Here is a 24066-nt window from a genome sequence, read left to right as displayed (position 1 = left end):
TAACTGAAGTGGGCATCTAATGCTATACGGACCAGTGCAGTAATCATTTTGTACCGAACTACCTAGCCTTCGGCCAGCAGCTCCCGGATCAGGTCCGCATGCCGCTGGCACTGCAGTCCGCTGCGCTGGCGTACCGCCTGCACAATGGCCCGGAGACCGTCCAACGCATCCTCGAACCGGTCGTTGACGATGATGTAGTCGAACTCATGGGCGTGGGCGATCTCACCGCGTGAATTGCGCAACCGGCGCTCGATGACCTCGGCACTGTCCGATCCTCGACCACGCAGGCGGCGTTCAAGTTCGGCACGTGAAGGTGGCAGGATAAACACGCTTACGCAATCAGACTTCGCCTTGCGTATCTGTGCGGCACCCTGCCAATCGATTTCCAGCAGGACATCCCGGCCCTGCTGCAGCAGATCCTGAACCGTATTGCGCGAGGTACCGTAGAAGTTGCCATGCACTTCTGCGTGCTCAAGAAAAACGCCCTCGGCCACCTCACGCTCGAACTCGGCACGCTCGACGAAATAATAATGACGGCCGTATTCCTCACCCGGCCGCGGCGGACGCGTGGTGTGCGAGATCGACAGGGAAATGCCTGGCTCGCGCTCCAGCAAGGCGTTGACCAGCGTGGACTTGCCCGCACCGGACGGCGCGGCAACGATGAAGAGCGTGCCACTGCTATCAAGCGACATGATGCGAAGCTCCTTCGCTCCCTCTTCCCCTCGGGGAGAGGATGGGGGTGAGAGGCTCCCACACGCGCAGTGTGACGGCGATGCGCGGCGTTTTCATTCGATGTTCTGCACTTGTTCGCGCATCTGCTCGATCAGCACCTTCAACTCCACCGCCGCATTGGTACTGCGTGCGTCGACCGACTTGGAACCCAGCGTATTCGCCTCGCGATTGAACTCCTGCATCAGGAAATCCAGCCGCCGCCCCACCGGCTCCTTCAGTCCCAGCACACGTCGCGTTTCGACGATATGCGTGCTAAGGCGATCGAGCTCTTCGTCCACATCGGATCGCGTGACCTGCAACACCAGTTCCTGCTCCAGGCGACCCGGATCGGCAGGCTGCTTGAGGTCGGCCAGGCGCGATTCGAGGCGAGCGCGCAAGGCCGTGCGAATCTCCGGCATCCAGTTGCGCACGTTGGCCACGATACGTTCGATGCCATCCAGGCGTTCGCGCAGGATCTCCGCCAGCTTGGCACCTTCACGCTCACGCGTGGCAGTCAGCGCGTCCAGCGCGCGATCGAGCACACCGACCAACGCCGCCTGCTGGGCTTCCTGGTCCACTTCCGCGTGCTGCAGCACGCCGGGAAAGCGCAGCAGTTCCGTGAATTCGATGCGCATGCGCGGAAAGCGGCCCTCCATATCCAACGCCAACTCCGACAAACGGGTGACCATGGTGTTGTCGACCTGCAGCGACTCACCACGCGACTCGCCGCGACGGACGATCACATCCACCTTGCCGCGCGAAAGCCGGCCCGCGATGCATTCGCGCAAGGCCGGTTCGAAGCCGCGCAGATCTTCGGGCAAGCGCGGGCTGATCTCGAGGTAGCGATGATTGACCGTACGCAGCTCGCACGTCAGCGCCCCGACAGGGGTAGCGGCCTCGGCGGAGGCGTAAGCAGTCATGCTGCGAATCATGTAGGACAGCCCGAACGGTGGAGAAAGGGGTCAATGGTAAACTGTCCCACCCTGACTTGCCCAACACGACCTTATGACAGTGTCCCGCCCGAGCGGCCGTGCCCATGACCAGTTGCGCAACATCACGATCGAGCGTCACTACACCCGCCACGCCGAAGGCTCCGTGCTGATCGCCTGTGGCGATACCCGCGTGCTCTGCACCGCCAGCGTCGAAGAGCGCCTGCCGCCCTGGTTGCGCGGCAAAGGCGAAGGCTGGGTCACTGCCGAATACGGCATGCTGCCGCGCGCCACGGCCACCCGCACACAGCGCGAAGCCACGCGTGGCAGCCAGGGTGGCCGCACCATGGAAATCCAGCGCCTGATCGGCCGCAGCCTGCGCGCCTGCGTCGACCGCCAGGCTCTGGGTGAGCGCGTCATCACCCTCGACTGCGATGTGCTGCAAGCCGATGGCGGCACGCGCACCGCCGCCATTACCGGCGCTTATGTGGCGCTGGTCGATGCGGTCAATGTCCTGTTGAAACGCGAAAACCTGCGCCGCAATCCGATCATCGGCGCAGTGGCCGCCATTTCGGTCGGCGTATATCAGGGCATGCCGGTGCTCGACCTGGATTACGCCGAAGACGCCAACTGCGACACTGACATGAACGTGGTCATGAACGACGGCGGCGGCCTGATCGAAGTACAGGGTACCGCCGAAGGCCACGCCTTCCGCCGCCACGAAATGGACGCCATGCTCGATCTGGCCGAGAAAGGCATTGGCGAACTGATTCGTTTGCAGCGGGAAGCGCTGGAATCGAACTGAGTCCGTCGCCTCAGCCACTACGCTATCGCGGCTGGGTCGATGAAGCCCCCGCCTTTGACTACTCACCGACAAAGTCTATGCAACGTATCGTTCTCGCCAGCAGCAATCGCGGCAAGCTCGCCGAATTCAATGCATTGCTTGCCGACAGCCATTTTGAAGTCGTCACGCAGGGCGAACTCGGCGTGGACGATGCTGAAGAAACCGGCCTCACCTTTGTCGAAAACGCGTTGCTCAAGGCACGCCACGCTGCTCGCATCACCGGGCTGCCGGCACTGGCCGATGATTCGGGACTGTGCGTGGCGCATCTACGCGGTGCACCCGGCCTCTATTCCGCGCGCTACACCGGCCAGCACGGTGACAATGCCGCGAACAATGCCAAGCTGCTGCACGAACTCGATGGCGTCCCCGCCGAACAACGCAGCGCGTTCTTTATCAGCGTGCTGGCGTTGCTCAAACACGCCGACGATCCCGCCCCCATCATCGCGGAAGGCCGCTGGCATGGCCGTGTGCTGGAGGCGCCGCGCGGTACGCATGGCTTCGGTTATGACCCCTTGTTCCTGCCGCACGAACAACTGCTCAGTGCGGCCGAACTGGAACCCGCCGTGAAGAACCGCCTGAGCCACCGCGCCCAGGCAATGGCCCAATTGCACGCACGCATCGCTGAATTGCACACCTGACTTATGTCGTTGATCGCTCCACCGCTGGCGCTTTATGTCCACATGCCGTGGTGCGTGAAAAAATGCCCGTACTGCGATTTCAACTCGCACGGGCTGCGCGGCGAACCGCCCTACGCAACCTATGTAGACACCTTGCTCACCGATCTGGATGCCGACCGCGCCGATTTCGGCAACGCGCTGGATGGCAGACCCATCGTCAGCGTGTTTTTCGGTGGTGGCACGCCCAGCCTGTTTTCGCCCGAGCTGATCGCCCGTTTTCTCGATGGCGCACAGGCCCGCCTGCCGTTTGCGGCGGAATGCGAGGTGACGCTGGAAACCAACCCCGGCACGGTCGAGCATGGGCGCTTCGACGGTTATCTGGCGGCAGGGGTCAATCGCATTTCCTTCGGCATCCAGAGCTTCGACGACGACAAGCTCAAGCGCCTCGGCCGCATCCATTCGGCCAGGGAAGCCGAAGCCGCCGTGAAGTCGGCGCAGGACGCCGGCGTCGGCAACATCAACCTCGACCTGATGTATGCCCTGCCCGAGCAATCCCTCGACGGTGCACTGGCTGACGTGGATCGTGCGGTCAGCCTGCAGCCCACGCACATCTCGCACTACCAGCTCACCCTGGAACCCAACACCGTCTTTGCCGCCCACCCGCCGCCGCTGCCGGACGACGACGACGCCTGGGCCATGCAGGAAGCCTGCGAAGCCAGGCTGGCCGCAGCCGGCTATGCGCAATACGAGATCTCCGCCTATGCACAACCAGGCCGGCGCTGCGAACACAATCTCAATTACTGGCGCTTTGGCGATTACCTGGGGCTAGGCGCCGGCGCGCACGGCAAGCTCACGGATGCGGCCAGGGGCGAGATATACCGCCGCTGGAAAATCCGCCACCCCAATGCCTATCTCCAAGCCGCCGGTGGACCGGCCCGAGTGGGCGGCCATGCCGCCGTCGCTGCTGGCGAGCTGCCGTTCGAATACATGCTCAATGCTCTGCGGTTGATCGACGGGGTTCCGGCCGGCGATTTCCCAACCCGCACCGGCCTACCCCTGCAACAGATTGCCGCCCGGCTGGCCGAAGGCCGCCGGCGAGGCTGGCTGGACGCCGATCCCCAGCGCCTGGGCACAACCCCATTGGGCCAGCGCTTCCTCAATGACGTGATCGCCAGTTTCCTCGATTGAGCATCCAGGGCCTGTTCGCACTATTGGCGTGGCCCGCCCCAATAGTGCGAACAGGCCCTAAGCCTTGTCAGCCTCATGACGGCAAGCGTGATACGGCATACACTTTGCCCTGGGGAAATTCTGAGATTTGAGTCATGGATGTCGAACCGAGGCTCGATTCGTACACTGCACGCGATCGTATTCACCGCGCCAGCCGCGTTGAATTGCCGTTACGCGCGCGTCGACTGATCGATATCGCCTGCACACTGAGCGATCACTGGATCGAGCCCACCCTGCGCCTGTGCCTGGACCGCTTCGACAAGCGGCTGTACGACCAGGCGGAAAAGTCACGCAACCATCTTGAGCAGCAGCGCTGTTTCGACAGCCGCAACCTGGTGCAGCAAGGTCGCGAGGGATTCATCCAGTCGTTCGCCTCCCGCCTGCGTGACAGCTTCGAACAGATGGGCAGCGTCGACGACAAGGACACCGAGCAGCCGCTCAGCCTGCAATCGCTGACCCTGCTCGACCGCACCGAGCACGAATTGACCGCCGCGCTCGACAAACTCGCATCGCGCCTTGAGGCACACAACGGCGCCTTGTTGTCCGAGCTGTCCTATCGCCTGGCAGTACTGGTCGGCACGCCGCCGCTGGAAGGCGAGGAACTGCCTTCAGGGCCGCAAAACATGGCGCATATCCTGCGCGCCGCCAGCGATCCGCTGAACTTGCCTATCGAGCACCGCCTGATGCTGCTGCAGGTGTTCGAAAGCTCGGTGGGCGGCACGATGGTATCGCTCTACGAAGCCATCAACTCCAAACTGCTGGCCGATGGCATCCTGCCGCAGTTACGTGCCTTTGCGGCCGTACGTCCCACCCACGGCCCAACCCAAAGTGCATCACCGACGGCAACCCCCGCCGCCGCAACACCGGCACCTGCGGCGGGAGGCGCAGCCGAACGCAGCGAACCCATCGCCGTACTGGAAACCTTGCGCGACCTGCTGTCGCGCCAGCGCGTCGGCCCCGCGCCGAGCGCGGGCGGGCGCACCGCGACGCAGGATGAATTGCAGCTTGCCCTGTCGGCCCTGCAGCAGCACATGATCCAGGTCACTGATCACACCAGTCGCGAGCTGCGCAGCGCGCAGCGCCTGCACGAAGAGCTGCTGCTGCAACTTAACGCCGGGTTGCCTCCTGGTGTGCCACACACGCAACTGACGGCCGAACAGGGTGACACCGTAGAACTGGTCGCGATGTTGTTCGAAGAACTGGCCAAACAGCTGCATCACGGTCCCGACGCACGCGTGCTGTTGAGCAACCTGCAACTGCCCTTGTTGCGCCTGGCCATCAACGATCGCGAGTTCTTCAATCAACAAGAACATCCTGCCCGCCAGGTACTGGGCAAGCTTGCCGAAACCGTCAATAGCTGGCTAGACGGGCCGGATGGCGAAGTCGATCATCAACTGCTGGCCAAGCTCAGCCAACTGGTGGAGCGTACCCAGCAAGAGCCCCCCACCGCGGGCCTCTACACCAGCTTGCTGGCGGATATCGAACATCACCTCGCACAACTGTCCCGCAAAGCGCAGGCCTCCGAGCGCCGGCACGTCGAAGCCATGCAAGGGCGCGAGCGCCTGGAACAGGCTCGCCATCGCGCCGATGAGCTGATGTCCGAACGCTTCAAGCTTGCTTCGCCGCGTGGTCTGCTGCGTACCTTGCTCGAACGCGCATGGACCGATGTGTTGGCGCTCAACCTGCTTCGTCATGGCGAACACAGCGACGCCTTCCGCCAGCAATTGCGTGTCACCGATCAACTGCTCGGCCAGTTCCCGGTGAATGATCCCGTGCTGTTGCGGCATGAGGTGGAAACCGGCCTGCAGCAGATCGGCATGAATGTCGATGAAGCCGAGCAGGTCGCGCAGCGCTTGATCGGCATCGATACCGCGGCGGCGCCCGAAGCCACCGTCCTGACACCCGAAGCCGCGGCGGCGGACGTTGCGCCTCCGGCAGCCAGCACGAAAGCCAGTGTCGAGGAAAAACCAGCCGTTGCGCCCCCCTTGCCGCAAGCGCCACCGCCTGCGCCAACGGCCATACCAGAAAAACCCAAGGTTGCGGCGGCCCGCACGGCCGAGGCACCCAGTGCCACCGACCTGGCCATCCGCCTCAAGCAGCGCCAGCGCCTTGGCGAGCAGCGAGGGCACGAAACCCCGCCTGCCGCCACCAACGTTGCGGTCGTGCCGCCGCTGGGTCTGCGCGAAGCGCGGATCCACAATCGCCTGCGCCAGTTGCCCTTCGGCAGCTGGTTCGAATTCATCGATCCAGCCACCGGTGAAGCCACCCAACGCAAGCTGGCATGGTTCTCCCCGCTGTCTGGCAACAGCCTGTTCGTCAATCGGCGCGGTCAACGCAGCGATGTCATGAACTTGCAGGAACTGGCGCGCGCCATCGCCAATGGCCGCGTGCGCGAGTTGCCGCCACAGGAAGAAAACCTGCTCGATCGCGCCTGGCATGCCCTTACCGCCAGCCTGCTGCGGCCTGCATCGCCCTTGCCGGAAGCCCGCTCATGAATACCCCCGAACAACGCCGCGCGCCACGCAAGCGTCCGGATTACAGCGTGGCGGTCACCGACTCCATCACCGGCCAGCCGCTCGGGCATCTGGGCAATCTGTCGAGCAACGGCATGCTGTTGATTGGCCAGCGCGTGCCGCGCAGCGAAGCGGTGTACCAGGTCAGCCTGCCGCTGCCACGGCACGACGGCACCGCTCCGACTATCGAGATCGGCATCCAGGAACAATGGCACGAGCCGGCTGCCACGCCGGGGCAAACCTGGGCTGGATATCGGATCATCGCGATTGGCAGCGCTGATGCCACGCAGCTCGATCATTGGCTACAGCAGACCTGATTTTTCGGAAATCGGAAATCAAGAACGGCGTTACCGATCCGGTTCTGTAATCGAACCAACGCGAGGTTTCAGCACGGTGTTGCCGTCATCCCAGCTTGCGTCGGTGCCGCGCAGACGCTCATGCCGCGCCCGAGCGCTTCGTCAGTTCCTGTTTGCCATCCCGCATTTCCTCAAGAGCTACACTGGCGGACTAAAGCCCCGCCGGAATGTCGTATGAGTCACGATCTTGCTCCGCTCTTTGCCCAACACATCGCCACGTTGCGGGCGCGCACCGACAATGCCCTGTCACTGGGCGGTTTTGATCACCTGCTGATCTCCGCCAGCACGCCGTTGCGCAAATTTCTCGACGACCAGGATTACCCCTTCGTCGCCAATCCACATTTCCGCCACTGGCTGCCGCTGACCGACGCCCCCGGCAGTTGGGTGGTCTACACACCCGGCCACAAGCCGAAACTGGTCTTTGTGCAGCCGCGCAATTACTGGCACGTCGTGCCGGCCGCACCGAGCGGTTACTGGGTCGATCAATTCGACATCACCATCGTCCGCACCGCCACCGAAGCCGTCGCCGCCTTGCCGAAGGGCAAGCGTGCGGTGATCGCGCCCAATTGCCCCGAGATCGACGGTGTAGAGGTCAACAACCCGCAACCGGTGCTCGACTACCTGCACTGGCACCGTAGCTACAAGACGCCTTACGAACTGGAATTGATGCGTGAAGCCAGCCGCGTCGGCACGCGCGCGCATCGCGCGGCCGAAAAGGCCTTCCGTGCCGGCGAGAGCGAACTGGGCATTCACATGGCCTACCTCGCCGCCGCGCGGCAAATCGACGCCGAGCTGCCCTACGCCAGCATCGTGGGCCTCAATGAACACGGCGCCGTGCTGCACTACACGAACTTCGATCGCTTGCCGCCGAAGCAGAGCCGCTCTTTCCTGATCGATGCCGGCTGCAGCGCAGCTGGTTATGCCAGCGATATCACCCGCACCTATGCCGCCAGCGGCCACAGCGAATTCCAGGCCCTGATCGATAGCGTCGAAAAGGCGCAGCTTGGTTTTGTCGCCAAGGTGAAAGCGGGCCAGAGCTATCCGGAGCTGCACATCCATGCCCACCACGTACTGGCCGATGTGCTGCGTGAGCACGGGGTGATTCGCATGAGCGCCGAAAGCGCCGTGCAATCGGGCGTCAGCGCCACCTTCTTTCCGCACGGCCTGGGCCACCCGATCGGCTTGCAAGTGCATGACGTGGCGGGCTTCCAGGCCAGTGAAAACGGCGGCAGCATTCCACGCCCCGAAGGGCATCCGTATCTGCGCATGACGCGCGTGCTGGAACCGGGCATGGTGGTAACCATCGAGCCGGGCCTGTACTTCATCGACATGTTGCTGGAAGAACTGCGCAGCAAACCGGAAGCCAAGGATGTCGATTGGGCAAAGGTCGATGCCTTCCGTCCTTATGGCGGTATTCGCATCGAGGATGACGTCGTGTGTACACACGGCGAACCGGAAAATCTCACGCGCGAGGCCTTCGCAAAGCTGAATTGAAGGACAGCGCAGCACACCTGATCAAAGGGCGCCGCAACGGGCGCCCTTGGTCATCACATCGTACCGGTTCAGGCGTTTTGCAGATTCTGCCAGCGCACCTGCGCGATCGCCGGGTCGGTCAGGCTCGGCACGCCGGTTTCCACGTGACCGGCGAAACGCTGTACGAAACCGTTCTGGGCATCGGCGCGCACGACCAGGTCGTACCAACCGTAGCTATCGCCCAGATACCATTTCCTTTCCTGCTGCTCACCAGGGCGCAGGGCGTAGGAAAGTGATACGCCGCTGTACACATTTTCCACGGATACGTTGCAGAAATCGTGACCTTCGTTGACGAGAATCATGACCACGCTACCGTCACTGACGTCATAGCGAAGCGCGACCTGCAAGGTCGTCTTGCTGGATGAAAGATCACCCTTGAAGTGCCGCATGAAACCGTTCGGGCCATATACGCTGTAGTCGTAACTCGCTTGCGTCGGCCACGCTGCGTCCAGCGATTTATCCGCTTCCACGGTGTAGTACCACGGCCCATTCGACGCCGCGGCCGAACGCACGTGGAAGCAAACGCCCGCGCGCCCGGTATTTTCCAACTTGATACCAAAACTACCCGATTCGCCGAACAACGCCGTCGCGTGCAGCTCATACGGCAGCGCACGCGCCGGTTTGGTGCCGGGCTCCTGATTCGGCAGGCTCTGATCGCTGGGTGGCGTCGGCACGTAGTCCGGGTAGCGCTGGTCATTCGGCGGCTGATACGCGCTGGTGCTCGGCAACGCAGGCAGGCCGCCGTCCGGGCGCGAAAAATCGAAAGCGGAAGTCAGATCGCCCGCGACGGTACGGCGCCATGCCGTGATGTTGGGCTCCTGCAAGCCCGCATACTGCTTTTCGAAACGGCGTTCGATAAAGCGGATCAGCGATGTGTGATCAAACACTTCCGAGCAAACCCAGCCACCCTTGCTCCACGGCGATACCACGATCATCGGCACACGCGGCCCCATGCCATAGGGTCCGCTTTCATAACTGCTGCTGCCCGGGAAGATTTCGTTGGCAATCGAGACGGTCGATTGACCTTGCGTACTGGACGGCGGCACACAAGGCGGCACCATGTGATCGAAGAAACCATCGTTTTCGTCGAAGGTGATGAACAGCGCCGTCTTGCTGAAAACATCCGGATTGCTGGTCAGCGCATCCAGCACCTGCGAGACATACCAGGCACCGTAATTGGCCGGCCAGTTCGGATGTTCCGTATAAGCTTCGGGCGCAGCAATCCAGGAAACCTGCGGCAAGGTATTGCCCATCACGTCAGCGCGCAGGATGTCGAACAAGGTACCGCTCACCGAGATATCGGTGCCGGTGCGCGCGCCTTGATACAAGGGACTGCCGGGTAACGCGTTGCGATATTGGAAGAAATACAGCAGCGAGTTATCGCCGTAATTGCCGATATAGGCGTCGTCGGTCCAGCCCCAATAACCGTCGGCATTCAGGCCGGTGCCGATGTCCTGATAGATCTTCCACGAAACACCGGCTTTCTCCAGCACTTCCGGGTAAGTGGACCAGGAATAGCCAGCTTCGGCATTGTCGATCACCGGACCGCCACCCGCGCCGTCATTACCCACCCAACCTGTCCACATGTAATAGCGGTTCGGATCGGTCGGGCCCAGTACCGAGCAGTGATAGGCGTCGCAAACGGTGAACGCATCCGCAAGCGCGTAGTGGAATGGAATATCGTCGCGGGTGAGGTACGCCATGGTCGTGGTGCCTTTGCTCGGCACCCACTGATCGTATTGACCCTGGTTCCACGCCGCATGCGTGCTCGTCCAGTCATGCGCGAGATCTTCCAGGAACTGCAGGCCCAGATCCGGCGCAGTGGGATGAAAAGGCAACACGTAATCCGAACCGTTGGGCTGATACCACACCGATTTGCCGCTGGACAGATTCACCGGACGTGGATCACCAAACCCGCGCACGCCTTTCAGTGAGCCGAAATAGTGATCGAAAGACCGGTTCTCCTGCATGAGGATGACGATGTGCTCGATATCCTCAATGGAACCCGTCCGTCGATTGGCTGGAATTTCCAGGGCACGCGCGATGCTGGCGGGAAGCGCGGAGGCAAGCGCGGTGCTTCCAAGCAACTGCAAAAACCTGCGGCGATTCATCGAAGTCGGCATGGTGCATTCTTCCTGGCGGCACGGACATGTTGCGCGATGCTCGTGCGCGAACATGTCAACCGTGCGACATGACGTAATACCGTCGCGGGGCTTTGCGCTTCATCACAGTCGCATGCTTAGCGCGTTGGCGTATTGTTCACATCTGCCGCGCACACATGCGATTTGCGGCCCTAAATATCTAGAACTCTAGTTGTATAGACAGCAATATCCGCGGCATCAACTTTCTTCGAAATGACGGTGATGGCGAAGGGGTATCCCGATGCTCATCGGACCCGGCCGCTATCGCGCCGCCAACAACGCCTCAAGCGCTTCCGGCTCCTTGGGCACACCAGCCGTAAGCACCTCATGACCATCACGCGTCACCGCCACATCGTCTTCGATGCGGATACCGATGCCGCGCCATGCTTCGGGGACCGACATATCATCCGGCGGAATATAGATACCGGGCTCCACCGTAAGCACCATCCCGGGCTCGAGCACGCGTGACTCGCCATCGACGCGATAATCACCCACGTCATGCACATCCAGGCCAAGCCAATGGCTGGTCTTGGCCGGGTAGAAACGTTTATAGCTGCCTTGAGCAATCACCTCGGCGGGATCACCCTTGAGCAGACCGAGCGCGCACAGGCCTTCGGTAATCACATGGATGGCGACATCGTGCGCGGCGCTGTAGGAACGCCCCGGCTGCACCTCATCAATGGCCGCCTGCTGTGCGGTAAGCACTACTTCGTACAGCGCGCGTTGTTCGCGACTGAAACGGCCATTGATCGGAAATGTGCGACTGATATCGGATGCATAGCATTCCAGCTCGGCGCCCGCGTCGATCAGCAACAGATCGCCACTCTTCAACGGCGCACGATTGGCGACGTAATGCATAGTGCAAGCATTCACGCCGCCCGCGACAATCGGCGGAAAGGCCGCGACCGCACCGCGACTGCGCATGATGCGCAAAACCTCGGCTTCGACCTCGTATTCATGACGCCCTGCCCGCGCCAGCGTCATCGCCGCCACATGCGCTTCGGCGGCAATCGCCGCGGAGGCCCGCATCACCTTCAGTTCGCCGCGTGATTTGTACAAGCGCAAATCGTGCAGCAGATGACCCAACGCCACGAATTCCTTCGGGACCACGCCACCACCACGCAATTGGCGCAAGCGGCGCATCCATCCCAGCAACTGCGCATCGAATTGCGGCTCGCGCCCAAAATGACAGTAGACACGCCCCCTGCCTTCAATCATGCCGGGCAGGATGTCGTCGATATCGTCGATGGGAAAGGCATCGTCCATGCCGTAATCGGCAACCGCACGCTCCGTGCCAATCGATGGGCCGTGCCAGCGTTCGTGCTCAGGATCGCGTTCGCGGCAAAACAGCACGACTTCGCCATGCTGCCGCCCGGGCAGCAGCGCCAATACAGCGTCAGGCTCGGGAAAGCCGCTGAGGTAATGGAAATCCGAATCCTGGCGATAAGGCCAGGCCGCGTCGGCATTACGCATGCGTTCGGGCGCGGTGGCGATCAGCACCACCGCGTCTTCGCCAGCCATTTTCATAAGCTGACGGCGCCTGCGCGCGAATTCATCCAGGGCAATATTCAATGCAAGGTGTCGCTGGAAGGCTGGTTGGGAATGCGGCATTCGGTAAACAACAACATGGCGGCCATGCGGACGAACTCATGGACCTCGATCAGGGCATCCTCGTCTTCGTCTTCATTGCCAAAATCAAGCGACGCCGAGGCGATGGCGCCAAGATCGCGCAGGACTTCCTTGCCCTCGTTCGAAAGCCGCTCAAGCATATCGGGACCGCCAAGACCGAAACCGCCCAGGAAACCGCGGCACCAGTCGACCAACGCATCGGCACGTTCTGGCAAGGGGCGATCATCGGCCGGTAGCAATGGTTCAAAACCCAGTTCGGAATCCTCCAGTTCGGCTTGGCTCTGGCGTACCAACTGATCCAGAACGGCCTGATCGACCGGGGCAACCTTGACACCGCCTGCATCCAACTGCAGCACTTCCAGCAACGGCCGACGTCCCAACCGGCCGTTCCCGGCCAGGAAGCCGCATAGGGAACCGTGAAACTCACTAGGGCTGAGAGCCAGGCGCAGGTGCGCGATGACATCGTCCAACTCGTCATGACCGATCAGGTCGGGGGCGGTCATCGCGGAACTCCTTCAACGGTCAAAGCACAAGTTTAATCCACTGGCACAGCCAGGCGTTCCGGGCCGCAGATTTCTGTCGGCGTCCTGATATAGTTCGGGCCATGAAAACACCCGACACCGCCCAGTACGAGCTTGCCGCCCTAAGCCAGCAGCTTGATCGGCTGCTTGAGCATGTGCATCGGTTGACCGAAGAAAATCGCAGCCTGCGCCATAGCCAGGAACAATTGGCCAATGAACGCGCCGGCTTGTTGGCTCGCAACGAACAGGCGCGTAGCCGGGTTGAGGCCATGATCCAACGACTCAAGGCGCTCGAGAACAATGGCTGACGTCATCAGTACGACCACCAACGAACCGGTTGCACTGCGGCTGATCGATCGCGAATTCTTGATTGCATGTCCGCCGGAAGAGCGCGAAGGCTTGCTGGAAGCGGCAAGCTTTCTCGATCGCAAGATGCGTGAATTGCGCGCACATGCGAAGACGCCGGGTTTTGATCGCTTGGCCGTGCTCGCCGCCATCAGCATCACGCACGAGTATTTGCAATTGCAGAAGCGTCCTGCGGTCAGTTCCGACAACAACATGTCTGAACCTGGCATCGCTGAAGGTTTGGCGACTTTACGTCGCAAGCTTGAAGCCGCACTCGACGCGCAACTAAAATAGTCAACGGCGTTTTCTGCGGTGTGCGCCAGCACACTCTTACATTTGCCTTGTTCCTATATACGGCCCCGGGACGGTTACTTAAGGCTGTTGTGCATGTCCGCCGCGAGCGGAAAGCCTCGAAGCCTTGATCTCCCTCCCACCTGATCCCACTCGGATCAAGGTCGTTTGGTGGGCAGCGGCATCGCGGTTCACGCCACCTCATTCCCAGCCCGGAAGCCGTACCACGGCTTCCGGGGAGCGGATCGCCAACCGGGAATCCGTGGGCGTAGTTAGTGGATACTCTGACCGGTTCAGCCCAGGTGCCATGATGTCCAGAAGGCTTGCTATGCCCTCCCCGCGTGCGCCGCTGGCCCTGGGGCCTGCAAACGGACAGCGCCGGTGACGCCTGCGCAGCATCGATCAGAACACTCCTAGGAGACGCGCGACGTGGATACCGCCGCACGACGCCGTGAACTGCGCCAGCGACTCGCCGAGCGCCGCCGCGCACTGACCCCGCCCCAGCGCATGGTTGCCGCTCAGGGCCTGCGGCGCAGCCTGGAACACCTTCCCGAATACCATACGGATCACCGCGTGGCCGGCTACTGGGCCTGCGACGGCGAACTGCCGCTCAACCTGGTGATTCCGCCCCTGGCGACCCGGGGCCAGCAATTCCTGCTGCCGCTGATCGGCCAGGACAACCTGCTGCGTTTCGCGCCCTGGGCGGCCGGGGACGAGGTACAGCCCAATCGGTTCGGCATTCCTGAACCGGTAACGCCGCACGAGTGGTTCGCCCCTTTCCAACTGGACCTGGTGCTGGTGCCCCTGCTCGGCTTCGACCGTCGCGGCAACCGGATCGGCTACGGCGGCGGTTATTACGACCGCAGCTTCAGCTTTCTCAAAGACCAGCTGCGCCCCACCGAGCCGCTGCTGGTAGGCATCGCCTACGATTTTCAGGAAATACCGGAGATCGCACCGGAAAGCTGGGATGTGACGCTGGATTTCATCGCCACCGACCACGAACTGATCGACTGCCGGGCCAGCACCACGGGAGATGCCAGCGCATGAATTATTGGTTGATGAAATCCGAGCCCGACGCGTTTTCGATCGATGATCTGAAACACAAAAAGCGCGAGGCCTGGGATGGCGTGCGCAACTACCAGGCGCGTAACTTCATGCGCGACGGCATGCGGATCGGCGATGGCGTGTTCTTCTATCACTCCAATTGCGCCGAACCGGGCATTGCGGGCCTTGCCGAAGTAGCCAGCGACGCCTATCCCGATCCCAGCCAATTCGATCCAAAGAGCAAATATTTCGATCCCGGCAGTTCGCGCGACAACCCGCGCTGGATGCTGGTGGACGTGAAGTTCGTGCGCAAGCTCAAGCGCACCATCACGCTCGACGAGCTGAAAAATCATCCGAAACTGGAAGGCATGGCCCTGCTGCGCAAGGGTAACCGCCTGTCGGTGATGCCGGTGGACGCGGCGGAATGGAAGTACATCGTGGGGCTTGAGTAAGCCCCTTCCGAGCCGCCGACGCCTACTGAAACACCCGCTCCAGCACAAAATCCGCCGTCACCTTTTCGCCGGTCAGCAACATGGCCGTCAGCTCGCCGCCCAGTACCTGCGGCGCCACGATCACGTCCGGCTGAACCAGCTTGATGCGGCTCAGATGCCGCGCATCATTCACGGCGGCCACCGTGCGCGCCGTGCCGCCAAGTTCCTTCACGGCCAGCACCGCAAACGCGTTTTCCGCATCGTCATCGCGCATGGCCAGCACCGCCTTGGCCTGATGCGCGCCGGCCTGCCGCAATACATCAACATTGCTGGAGTCGCCCACCACGATATCGACATCCGCCAGCTCGCCCTCTTCGGGTGCATCGCGCAGCAGCCGCGTCACCGCCTGCCCGCGCTTGGCGAGTTCACGCCACGTGTTGACGGCCAACGAGGTATTGCCGATGACGACGTAATGATCCTTGCGCTTCATGGTGTAGCCCTTCTGATTGACGATGCGCTGCAGGCTGCGCTTGATCATGGGTGAGACCACGGCGGTCAGCGAAGTGGCGAATACCGCCACGCCCAGCACCACCACCGATACGGCAAACAGGCGCGACTCGGGCGTGCGCGGGACGATGTCGCCATAACCCACCGTGGTCATGGTGATCATCGCGTAATACAAGGCAGTGATCAGATCCTTGATCGGCGGGGAGAATTGCGCACCGAGGTAGTAGCTGCCCAGGGTGGCGTACATCACCAGCATCGCTATCGCGGTAAAGGCATACAGCGTGCTGGCCGCCAGGCTGGAATGGTCGAAGCTTCGCCAGCTGGCCAGCAAGGCCAGCAACAGCAGCGCGAAATAGACCAGCATCGGCACACTCCGGTGCATGCCGAACGCCAGGCTGGCCAAGGCCGCGATGACCAGCAGCAAGGCCATGGTCCAGGCCAGGCGCGAGCGCATCAGCAAACCCACCGACATGGTCAACTGCCCCAACCCGATCAACAAGGGCGGCAGCAGCGCCGGATGCTGGTCGAACTGCCCCTCCGCCAGCAGGGCCAGATGGCGCTGCCAATCCTGGCCCACATCGGCATGCAGCAGCTTGAGTGCGCCAGCGGCCAGAAAGACCGCCAACGGCACATGCGGAAACCAGCCGTGTTTGCGCAGGACACCCGCCCACCACTGCAGAAACAGGCGCCAGCGTTGTTGCAGGGGATCGGAAGCCATACCGTCTCCGTATCGTCCGCTGTACGGCTCCAGGGCCGGCAGATGGCGCCACCCTAGCAAGTCCTCGCGAGACTGCCAAACCGGTTGAAGGTGCGGCGAGACGCCAAATCAACGATCATTCGTCTTTTGGATTTCCCAGGTGATGCCATGAGCAACAGTGAAGAAAAGCGCATAGCGGGCGAGGCCGCCATCAAGTATGTGGAAGACGGCGCCATCGTCGGCGTGGGGACCGGCTCCACCGTGGCGTTCTTTATCGATGCACTGGCCGGCATCAAAGACCGCATCCAAGGCGCGGTGTCCAGTTCCGAACAATCCACCGCGCAGCTGAAAAAGCACGGCATCCCGGTCTTTGATCTCAACGCCATGGGCCCGCTGGCGCTGTACGTCGACGGCGCGGACGAGTGCGATCCGCACAAGCGCCTGATCAAGGGCGGCGGCGCCGCGCTGACCCGCGAAAAGATCATCGCGGAGGCCGCGCAGAAGTTTGTCTGCATCATTGATTCCAGCAAGCGCGTCGACCTGCTGGGCAAATTTCCGCTGCCGATCGAAGTGATCCCGATGGCACGCAGCCTCGTCGGTCGCGAAATCGTCCGGCGCGGCGGCAATCCGGTCTGGCGCGACGGCGTGGTCACCGACAACGGCAACTGGATCATCGACGTGCACGGCTGGCAGATCGCCGATCCGGTCGCGTTGGAGAACGACCTCAATCAGATTCCCGGCATCGTCACGGTGGGCTTGTTCGCACGGCGGCCGGCCGATGTGGTGTTGATCGGCGACAAGGTGATGTAAGTCACCTGGGTCATCGCGCGCGGTGGCTGACATCCGGCAACCTGTCGCTTCATCGCTGAATCCATAAAAAAAACCGGGCCCGCTAGGGCCCGGTTTCGTATTGCCGACTGCACGGCCGGAATATCAGTTCGTTTTGCCTCCAAAACGGAAGCTGGCCTGCAGCATGTATTCGCGTCCATACACGTTGTAGTTCTGCGGGTTGTAATACGGATACGCAGTGTAAGTCGGATCGCTCGGCGGCATCTTGTTGAACAGGTTATTGATCAGCAACGACAGATCCAGATTGGGCACCGGCGTATAGGTCAGGCTGTAATTGAAGGTGCTCCAAATCCCCACCCGGCCCGCACCCGGCGCATTGATGCCCTGGTACATGCCAATGTAGTTCGGCGATGGGCTGTCGCGGTGCCAATACAGCGTGCTGCTCCACTTGTTGTGCAGGTTCCAGCTCACCGACGTCGTGGCGATGTCCTTGAACTCCGAGCTATAGAACGAATTGGTCAAGTCGTTGATTGGCGCCGAGCCCGGTGTCAACTGGTACGAATGCTTGAGCATGTCGTTATAGTCGACCTGTACGCTGAACTGACCGACATACGTGTTCGGGAACGTGTATTTCGCTTCAGCGGTGATCGAGTCGGTCTTTTCGGCGGCAAGGTTTACAAAGTACGTGTTGACGTTCGTGATAATGCCGGCGCCATTACGCTGCACCTGCGATATGGCCTGTTGGCACTCGAGCGAATTGGTCGGCAGTTGGCCGAGCAAGCATTGCGAATCGAGCGCCAGCAAGGTGGGAATATCCTGCTGCACCACCTCATTGGTGATGTCGATGTGCAGGTAGTCCACGCTCAGGCTCAGGTTATTGATCGGAGACCATACCGTACCCGCCGTCCAGCTCGAGGCCGTGGTCGGCTGCAACTTCGGATTGGACAGCAAGTTACCCGTGAACTGGTACTGGAACTGCTGCGCACCGCAGTTGGTGGCGTGTGCCAGGGCGCACTGATACGGATCGGGCAGGGTCTCAAAGAATCCGCTCGGCCCAAGGAACAGCGCGGACATGTCCGGCGCACGGAACGCGGTCGAGTAATTGCCGCGCAGCAGCCAGGTATCGAACGGACGATATTCCAGACCAATCTTGTAGGTGAACTTGTTGTTGGTACCGCCATCGGTCTTGTAGTAGTCATAACGACCGGAAAGGTCGAGGGTGAGCTCCTTCAAGATCGGCGCGTTAAATTCGAAGGCCGACGCACCATGCTGGCGAGTACCACCGCCGGATCCTGCCGTCAGGCCCCATACATCACCGTTCGCGATCAGCGGATTGACCGGGTCAAACCATGCCTCGTTACCGCCCTCGATCAAAGCCGCGATACCGGCGTCGCCACCCGGCAGGCTGAACAAGCTGCTGTTGCTGATCGTGGCGCGCGTATCGTTCACCCAGGTATTGGAGAAACCGGCGATATCCTGGTTGAAGCTGGCGAACGCTGCCGGTGAGATCGGCTGATAGAGGGCGTTGTAGTTGATGTTGTAGATACCCATGCCGTAGGCATTGGTCTGGCCGGTCGGCGTCATGACATGGGTAAGGAAATAATTATCGACGGCCGCCGCCATGCGCACAGGGTCGCTGGTCGTCGTGCGATCGCCGGAGCGCAGGTAGTAGACATCCCAATCCCAACCCGAATTGCCGAACTGGCCGTTCGCGCCAATGTCCGCCTGATACATCAGGTCGTCCTGGTTGTTCAGCTGGTCAGGATAGCCTCCGGGCATTTCTTCCGGCGCAAAGATGTGAACGGGCGTAACGATGTTGCCGTATTGATCCTGGACGTAAATACCCTGATTAAGCGGCTCCCAGAAAATGTACTGCGCGCCCTGGGTGTACTTCTGCTGCTGCCAATCGAGCAGGATGTCGCTGTACAAACGCACGTTGTCATTGACGTCATAGCGCAGCTTTAGCATGCCGTCGTAGCTGCGGGACTGGTTGATGAGCGTCGTATAGCCGTTCACCTTGGTCGAACCGCAATACTGCCCCGGGGCGGCGTTCGGACCGGCATTGGTCAGGACGGTCGAACCACCGAATAGACCACTGCTGCCGCCGCAATTGGCCGGAGGAGTAATCCAGCCCTGCTGCACGCCATTGAAGGTATTGACGTTACCGTAATTCAGTACGCCGGTGACCAACTCCGGCGTGGCTCCCGCCGGGTCGCCTAGGGAACCATCGGTCAGGTGGCGCTGATAGCCCCACAGCGGCGAGGAGTTATCAAACTCGAACGCGGTCAGCACATTGAGCTTGCCGAAGTCATGGCCGTAACCAGCGGTGATGCGCTGATTGGCGCCGCCACCGCCGTCATAGGTGCCGGTGCGCACGGTGATCTCACCGCCGTCCATATGCTGCTTGGTGACGATATTGACCACGCCTGCAATCGCGCTCGAACCGTAGATCGACGAACCGCCACCCGGCATCACGTCGATGTGATCGATCAGCGAGATCGGAATATTCGAGATGTTGTTGAAATTGCTTTGGCCGTTATACAGCTGGCCGAAGTTGGTGATCGGCTTGCCATCGATCAGCAGCAGCGTGAATTCCGGGCTGAGGCCATACAGGCTGACCGTCTGTGCACCCTGCGTAAAGCCACCACTCTGCTGAGGGCCTTGCACGGAACCGGTAGCCTGCACGGCGTTCTGCAGCACCTCGGTAACGCTGTTGAAGCCGCGCGCCTTGATCTCGTCAGCCGTGATCGTGTACGTCGGCGTTGCCGTCTGGATCTGCGCGTTATTGATCAGCGAACCGCTGACCACGACCTGGTCAAGTTTCTTGACCTGCTGATCCGTCGAGCTGGTGCTGGACGAATCCGGCCCGGTCGACTGCGTGGTGTCCTGCGACGAGGACTGGCTGGTAACCGACGTGGTGTTAACTGGCGTGGTGTCGGCATATACGTTTGCGACAAAGCCAAGCGACAGCGCAGCCAGAACGGCCGCGGCAATGGGTGTTTTCAACATGAAAGGCTCCCTCAGCCCGATTCTGTGATTGATTTTCTTGTTCCGCGGGCAACCGAATAGGCGCAACCCTCGTCACACGCGCCGCTCATGCCGTTCGTTTAAAGCGACAAGCCGAGCGACGGCTCCCTCAAAAAAACCGCGAATCGCGTTCGCGTTACAACACGTACCGATGACTTGCGGCGTAGCTCGCTGAACATTTCATGCTTCTTTTTTCGCGTGAGCCAAGCGACTCACTTTTCCGCGCAACGAAATAGTTCACGACCGCCTTGGCTATCCCCCCTGATCATGGATTTCTGGCAGAACAAGCCGCTGAGCGGTGCTGCTATCCCGGCAAAGACACCTGGACGTCAGACAGCCAGTGGATCTCCCCTCCACTCGCTCGCAACCCGCTGACAGGCGGAGTCGGCTTCGCCATTCCGACCTGTCAGCTGTTACTCCGAACTGTAATAACGGGGGCGCATTGAAAATCCCTACCTTCGTATCTTTTTGCGCTCGGTACGGGTAGATGTGCGGGCATACCCCACCGCCCGCACATCGGCCATGTGCGCCTTGGGCTGAAGCGGGTGGTTTATTCGGCGCGTTGCGCCGGACAACGGGAAATGCCCGATTCGTTCAACTCACTTCGGGCACATCGTTTCGCGGATGAGGTCCATCACCCGATCATGCTGGCGAAGGCAAGCTTTCGCTTGATCACTGCAACGTCGGTCTTCGATGATCGATGTGATTCCGTTGCTCCAAATGCTCCAGGGCCTCGCCAATCAGTTTGCTGATCAGTTGAAAGGTGAGTTTCATTTCCCAGCGAGGAATGGTCATGGCCTCGTCTTCGTCGGGGTGCTGCTCTTCGTTGCAGGCGACGTTCGCCATGATCAACAGCAGTTGCTGGAGGTTTTTCAGTTCGTCGTACTCTTCGGCGGACAGCAGATAGTGTCGCGACCCGGTCGGGTCATCGTAGGTGCCTTGCATCGGTATGCTCCACGGGTTTAGGTCGCCCGCGCATTGCGCGCGGGCGAAGGGACTGCAGGAAAAACCTGCTCGTTTCAGCGGAATGGCCAACTTCCGCTGGGACGATTACCCACTTGGGCCCGACGCCGCGCAGTCTGAGCGGCGGTGAAGTAGCGCAAATGTCGGCAAGGCGGGGGCACGGGTTAGCGTGCGTGCCGTAAAATCGGGGATAACCATGGTGAACTCTCATCTAGTTTGTTATGGCCAGCGGATCGTTTGGGTCACTACCCCAGGCGATCCGCGCTACTTCTCTAGTGTCGGGCGTGTCGTGGTCATCGCTCGGATGGGCACGCCCGACACGCATACGATTGCATAAGCAAGATCGATGTTGTTCAAGAAGAGGCGAATTTGTGGCGATGGAAATTTCGTCGCGTTTGCGTCGCTCTCCCGCCTTGCCGTGATAGCTCCCTCTCCCCTCCGGGGAGAGGGTTGGGGTGAGGGGCTGCGCTTGCGGGGAAATTCAGAGCTTGCTCGATGTTTCTTTGCAAGCTCGTCGCGAGGTTGGCCCCTCACCTCAGTCCTCTCCCCGGAGGGGAGAGGAAGAAAAGCGTATAGCGTTTCTTTGGACATTCATCGCAAGATTGTCTCCTCACCTCATTCCTCTTCTCGCTCCTCCACGCGAAAAGGAGCGGAGGGAAAGCAGCGTTCCCACGCACGCTTCTGCTGTGCGATGTTTTCCACAGCTGAGTCTTCGCCAGGAAAATTCTGCCAGGGCGCCGCATCGTTAGGTGTCGTAGCGATGCTAAGGCCCAACAACTGTTGAATCTGAAACAGCAGAGCGCTGGCTTCGGCCGACACACCGCCAGTGGTACGCCGCACCCAGTGGACGCTGGCCTTGGCCAACAGCCCAGCCCCATCGAAGTCCCCGGCGCGCCGGCAGGCGGCCCGGCCGATGGTAAATAGCCTTTTCATCAACAGCGACACCCCGGTCGGGGTCAGCGGTATATGTCGCTGCCGGGAATCGAGTCGCCCGATCAACGGAAAGCCCGAAGGCAGAACAGCGGGATCAGTAGCGAGCCCCGCCGACTCCCACCAGGCGGTAAGGCGCTGCATGACCCCGTCCGGCAGCGACACCGCCTTCCTACCCGGTACTTTCAACATCCAGCGGGTGCCACCGTCCTGGTCCTGCACCGTATACAAGCGGTCAGTGGTCGCCGTGGCCAAGTCGACCTGGCCCAGCCCCGTCACCACTGCGAGCCATAGCATGGCTTCCGCGCGTTCCCTGCCCGGCGAGGACATGCCTGCGACGCCCGCTTGCAAGCCTTCCCACGCGGCCACTGAAACCATGCGGGCGTGCTTGCTGTACGGTGAGGGCCCGAACTGCGCGGTGGGCGCCGCCAAAGTTGCCCACGGGTCGCGCGGCACGTAGGCAACGGCCGCCAGCCACGCAAACAGGATGCGCACCACACTGAGCGCGTACACCACTGACTGGGGCGTCATCGGCCCATCAAAGGGCCGCCACCGGGCATGTTGCCGAGAGGTATGACGTGGCGCGCACCAATCGGATTGGCTGATCCTGAAGGGCCATGCGGCGGTCCTCGTCCGTCCGAGGCCCAGCAAGAAGTCTCGGTACGCGGCGGCATCCTCCTCGGTGAGCTGGCCGAAGCCGCGCCCACACTCAAGGTGCGCCCACAGCAGCAGACGCTCGGCTTCCTTACGGTAGGCCCGATGGGCCTGCGTGCTCCCGGCGCGCGCATACAGCCAGGCCGTTACCGCCCCTCGATCATCGGTCGCGTCAATGAGCGGTGTCACGCCGGACGGATCGGGTACCCGCCGCGGAACCACGAACACTTCCAGCGGGGCGATCGTGAGGGCTCCAGTCGAACCGGCCACCAGAGCCAACAAGCGTTGCGCAGCGCCGGCCGGTATCGCGCGAGGTGGATTGAGCACCGTCGCAGGCAGGGAGCCCCAACTCCCGGCGAAGCCTTGGACCCATTGCACCAGGCGCGCGGCCTTGACCCTGCCCAGCGCCGGCACAGCCGCATACCAGTGATACCCCCGATTGACCATAAGGGCCTTCAGATCACCCACCGTGGTCAAGCGAGCCTTGGCCAAATAGGCCACCAGACTCGCATCCAGCCAGGCGGCGAGCGGATCGGCCAGCGTCGGGGCTGTAACCAGCCATTGCTCCAACCATGTCAGCGTGGCAGCTTGCCGGGCCAGCAGGGCCGCACGGCGCAGCCACCTCCGTTCAAGCGCGTGCGGGTACGCCTTTCGATATCGAACTTGGAGTTCGTCATCGGACCACAACTCGCCCGGATCGAGCTGCGCGCGGAAGTCTTCGATAGTCGGCACCGCCCCCGAGGTGTAGGCACCGCCACGCCGATCGAATAGCCGCAGGCGCAGCAAATGGGCTTCACCGTGGCGCCCGTGCCGCAATACCGCCTGGCACAAGGTGTCCTGGATCCACAGCAGGGTGCTGCGTGCCCGGGACAGGTCCAGGCCGGTTTCCAGGTACAGGTCGGCCACCTCTCGCAACGATAAACCGTTGAGCCAACCACGATAAAAGGCCATGTGGGACAAGCTGATTTTCCGTTCCATGGATGTAGTGCTCCAAAATGTCATTGATGATTAGTGAGTCAGATGTCGACGACACCGGTCGTAAGCCGACTTCGCCCATCTTCAGAGACTCCAGCCGGGTTTCTCAGCGAAAGCGTTCAGCAGGGTGTGAACGTCAAGTCAGCCTGACGTAGCCTCTTTGGAATCGAGGCCCCTCTCGCGTGACCGGTTGTGGCGTGCATGCGTTGATACGAAATTTCCAATGTTCCATTCGCTAACTAGACAGCCTGACCGTTCGGAGGTTGACCACGGATTTAGCAGTGGCGTCACCGCGCGCCCGATCGATATCTCTCAAGAGGCCGTCACGCCAAGATTCCGGAACCGCACGGATTTGTCCGTACGTTTTCCATTGACTCCACGGCATGTCGGAC

20 protein-coding genes and 1 other RNA gene are annotated in these 24066 nt (G+C 61.4%); 12 read left to right on the top strand and 9 right to left on the bottom strand.

The features are described 5' to 3' along the window. Positions 1 to 62: 62 nt before the first annotated feature. Together gmk and ISP19_RS16265 are read right to left on the bottom strand one after the other, a co-directional pair. Positions 63 to 692 (bottom strand): guanylate kinase, encoded by a 630-nt coding sequence (gmk, locus tag ISP19_RS16270; RefSeq protein ID WP_204683472.1) that lies wholly within the window; start codon positions 690 to 692, stop codon positions 63 to 65. Positions 693 to 785: 93 nt separating this feature from the next. Then, positions 786 to 1643: a YicC/YloC family endoribonuclease gene (locus tag ISP19_RS16265; RefSeq protein ID WP_204683471.1), complete on the bottom strand. Its 858-nt coding sequence runs from the start codon at positions 1641 to 1643 to the stop codon at positions 786 to 788. A gap of 73 nt (positions 1644 to 1716) precedes the next feature. On the opposite strand from ISP19_RS16265, the gene rph reads away from it, so the two are divergent. The 6 genes from rph (at position 1717) to pepQ (ending at position 8691) form a co-directional block, all read left to right on the top strand. Next, entirely contained in the window at positions 1717 to 2445 is a 729-nt protein-coding gene (rph, locus tag ISP19_RS16260) for a ribonuclease PH (protein WP_204683470.1), read from the top strand. Between the two features lie 77 nt (positions 2446 to 2522). Next, a complete protein-coding gene (gene rdgB, locus ISP19_RS16255) occupies positions 2523 to 3122 on the top strand; it encodes an RdgB/HAM1 family non-canonical purine NTP pyrophosphatase (RefSeq protein ID WP_204683469.1) in 600 nt (199 codons plus the stop codon). 3 nt (positions 3123 to 3125) lie between these two features. After that, complete coding sequence (gene hemW, locus ISP19_RS16250; RefSeq protein ID WP_204683468.1) at positions 3126 to 4289, top strand: radical SAM family heme chaperone HemW; 1164 nt, start codon at positions 3126 to 3128, stop codon at positions 4287 to 4289. A gap of 134 nt (positions 4290 to 4423) precedes the next feature. Beyond that, a complete protein-coding gene (locus tag ISP19_RS16245; protein ID WP_204683467.1) occupies positions 4424 to 6823 on the top strand; it encodes a DUF1631 family protein in 2400 nt (799 codons plus the stop codon). Next, positions 6820 to 7158 (top strand): PilZ domain-containing protein, encoded by a 339-nt coding sequence (locus tag ISP19_RS16240; RefSeq protein ID WP_204683466.1) that lies wholly within the window; start codon positions 6820 to 6822, stop codon positions 7156 to 7158. The genes ISP19_RS16245 and ISP19_RS16240 overlap by 4 nt, the downstream gene beginning before the upstream one ends. A 213-nt stretch (positions 7159 to 7371) precedes the next feature. Then, complete coding sequence (gene pepQ / locus ISP19_RS16235; protein ID WP_204683465.1) at positions 7372 to 8691, top strand: Xaa-Pro dipeptidase; 1320 nt, start codon at positions 7372 to 7374, stop codon at positions 8689 to 8691. Between the two features lie 68 nt (positions 8692 to 8759). On the opposite strand, the gene ISP19_RS16230 is transcribed toward pepQ, so the two are convergent. The 3 genes from ISP19_RS16230 to ISP19_RS16220 form a co-directional block, all read right to left on the bottom strand. Further along, on the bottom strand, positions 8760 to 10853 hold the full coding sequence (locus ISP19_RS16230; RefSeq protein ID WP_204683464.1) for a phosphocholine-specific phospholipase C: 2094 nt from the start codon (positions 10851 to 10853) through the stop codon (positions 8760 to 8762). A gap of 279 nt (positions 10854 to 11132) precedes the next feature. After that, positions 11133 to 12482, bottom strand: coding sequence for an aminopeptidase P N-terminal domain-containing protein (locus ISP19_RS16225; protein ID WP_204683463.1), 1350 nt, complete (start codon positions 12480 to 12482; stop codon positions 11133 to 11135). Continuing rightward, on the bottom strand, positions 12440 to 13003 hold the full coding sequence (locus ISP19_RS16220; RefSeq protein ID WP_204683462.1) for a UPF0149 family protein: 564 nt from the start codon (positions 13001 to 13003) through the stop codon (positions 12440 to 12442). Before ISP19_RS16220 ends, ISP19_RS16225 begins: the two co-directional genes overlap by 43 nt. A 101-nt stretch (positions 13004 to 13104) precedes the next feature. Here ISP19_RS16220 and ISP19_RS16215 point away from each other — a divergent pair, with 101 nt between their 5' ends. The 5 genes from ISP19_RS16215 (at position 13105) to ISP19_RS16195 (ending at position 15153) form a co-directional block, all read left to right on the top strand. Beyond that, positions 13105 to 13329 carry a TIGR02449 family protein gene (locus ISP19_RS16215; RefSeq protein ID WP_204683461.1) on the top strand — a complete coding sequence of 75 codons (225 nt, stop codon included), beginning with the start codon at positions 13105 to 13107 and terminating at the stop codon, positions 13327 to 13329. Then, complete coding sequence (locus ISP19_RS16210; protein ID WP_204683460.1) at positions 13322 to 13660, top strand: cell division protein ZapA; 339 nt, start codon at positions 13322 to 13324, stop codon at positions 13658 to 13660. The genes ISP19_RS16215 and ISP19_RS16210 overlap by 8 nt, the downstream gene beginning before the upstream one ends. A 7-nt stretch (positions 13661 to 13667) precedes the next feature. Next, a non-coding RNA gene (gene ssrS / locus ISP19_RS16205) (6S RNA) lies at positions 13668 to 13854 on the top strand. 232 nt (positions 13855 to 14086) lie between these two features. After that, the gene (locus ISP19_RS16200) at positions 14087 to 14704 is read left to right on the top strand and encodes a 5-formyltetrahydrofolate cyclo-ligase (protein ID WP_204683459.1); all 618 of its coding nucleotides are present in this window, start codon (positions 14087 to 14089) and stop codon (positions 14702 to 14704) included. Next, positions 14701 to 15153 carry an EVE domain-containing protein gene (locus ISP19_RS16195; protein ID WP_204683458.1) on the top strand — a complete coding sequence of 151 codons (453 nt, stop codon included), beginning with the start codon at positions 14701 to 14703 and terminating at the stop codon, positions 15151 to 15153. The genes ISP19_RS16200 and ISP19_RS16195 overlap by 4 nt, the downstream gene beginning before the upstream one ends. Positions 15154 to 15175: 22 nt before the next feature. Here the strand turns inward: ISP19_RS16195 and ISP19_RS16190 are convergent, their stop codons facing one another. Continuing rightward, positions 15176 to 16357 carry an ion channel gene (locus tag ISP19_RS16190; RefSeq protein WP_204683457.1) on the bottom strand — a complete coding sequence of 394 codons (1182 nt, stop codon included), beginning with the start codon at positions 16355 to 16357 and terminating at the stop codon, positions 15176 to 15178. 147 nt (positions 16358 to 16504) lie between these two features. Here ISP19_RS16190 and rpiA point away from each other — a divergent pair, with 147 nt between their 5' ends. Next, the gene (gene rpiA, locus ISP19_RS16185) at positions 16505 to 17146 is read left to right on the top strand and encodes a ribose-5-phosphate isomerase RpiA (protein WP_204683456.1); all 642 of its coding nucleotides are present in this window, start codon (positions 16505 to 16507) and stop codon (positions 17144 to 17146) included. Between the two features lie 123 nt (positions 17147 to 17269). Here the strand turns inward: rpiA and ISP19_RS16180 are convergent, their stop codons facing one another. The 3 genes from ISP19_RS16180 to ISP19_RS16170 all read right to left on the bottom strand — a co-directional run bounded on the left by ISP19_RS16180 (position 17270) and on the right by ISP19_RS16170 (position 23677). Further along, positions 17270 to 20134, bottom strand: coding sequence for a TonB-dependent receptor domain-containing protein (locus ISP19_RS16180; RefSeq protein WP_204683455.1), 2865 nt, complete (start codon positions 20132 to 20134; stop codon positions 17270 to 17272). Between the two features lie 690 nt (positions 20135 to 20824). Then, positions 20825 to 21097 carry an XAC0095 family protein gene (locus ISP19_RS16175; protein WP_204683454.1) on the bottom strand — a complete coding sequence of 91 codons (273 nt, stop codon included), beginning with the start codon at positions 21095 to 21097 and terminating at the stop codon, positions 20825 to 20827. Positions 21098 to 21730: 633 nt separating this feature from the next. Then, positions 21731 to 23677 carry a phage integrase family protein gene (locus tag ISP19_RS16170; RefSeq protein ID WP_204683453.1) on the bottom strand — a complete coding sequence of 649 codons (1947 nt, stop codon included), beginning with the start codon at positions 23675 to 23677 and terminating at the stop codon, positions 21731 to 21733. Positions 23678 to 24066: the final 389 nt, after the last annotated feature.

Origin of the sequence: Dyella flava (assembly GCF_016904955.1) — a bacterium.
In the GTDB taxonomy this organism is placed as follows: Bacteria; Pseudomonadota; Gammaproteobacteria; order Xanthomonadales; family Rhodanobacteraceae; genus Dyella_B; species Dyella_B flava.
This window is presented reverse-complemented; position numbering and strand designations above follow the sequence as displayed.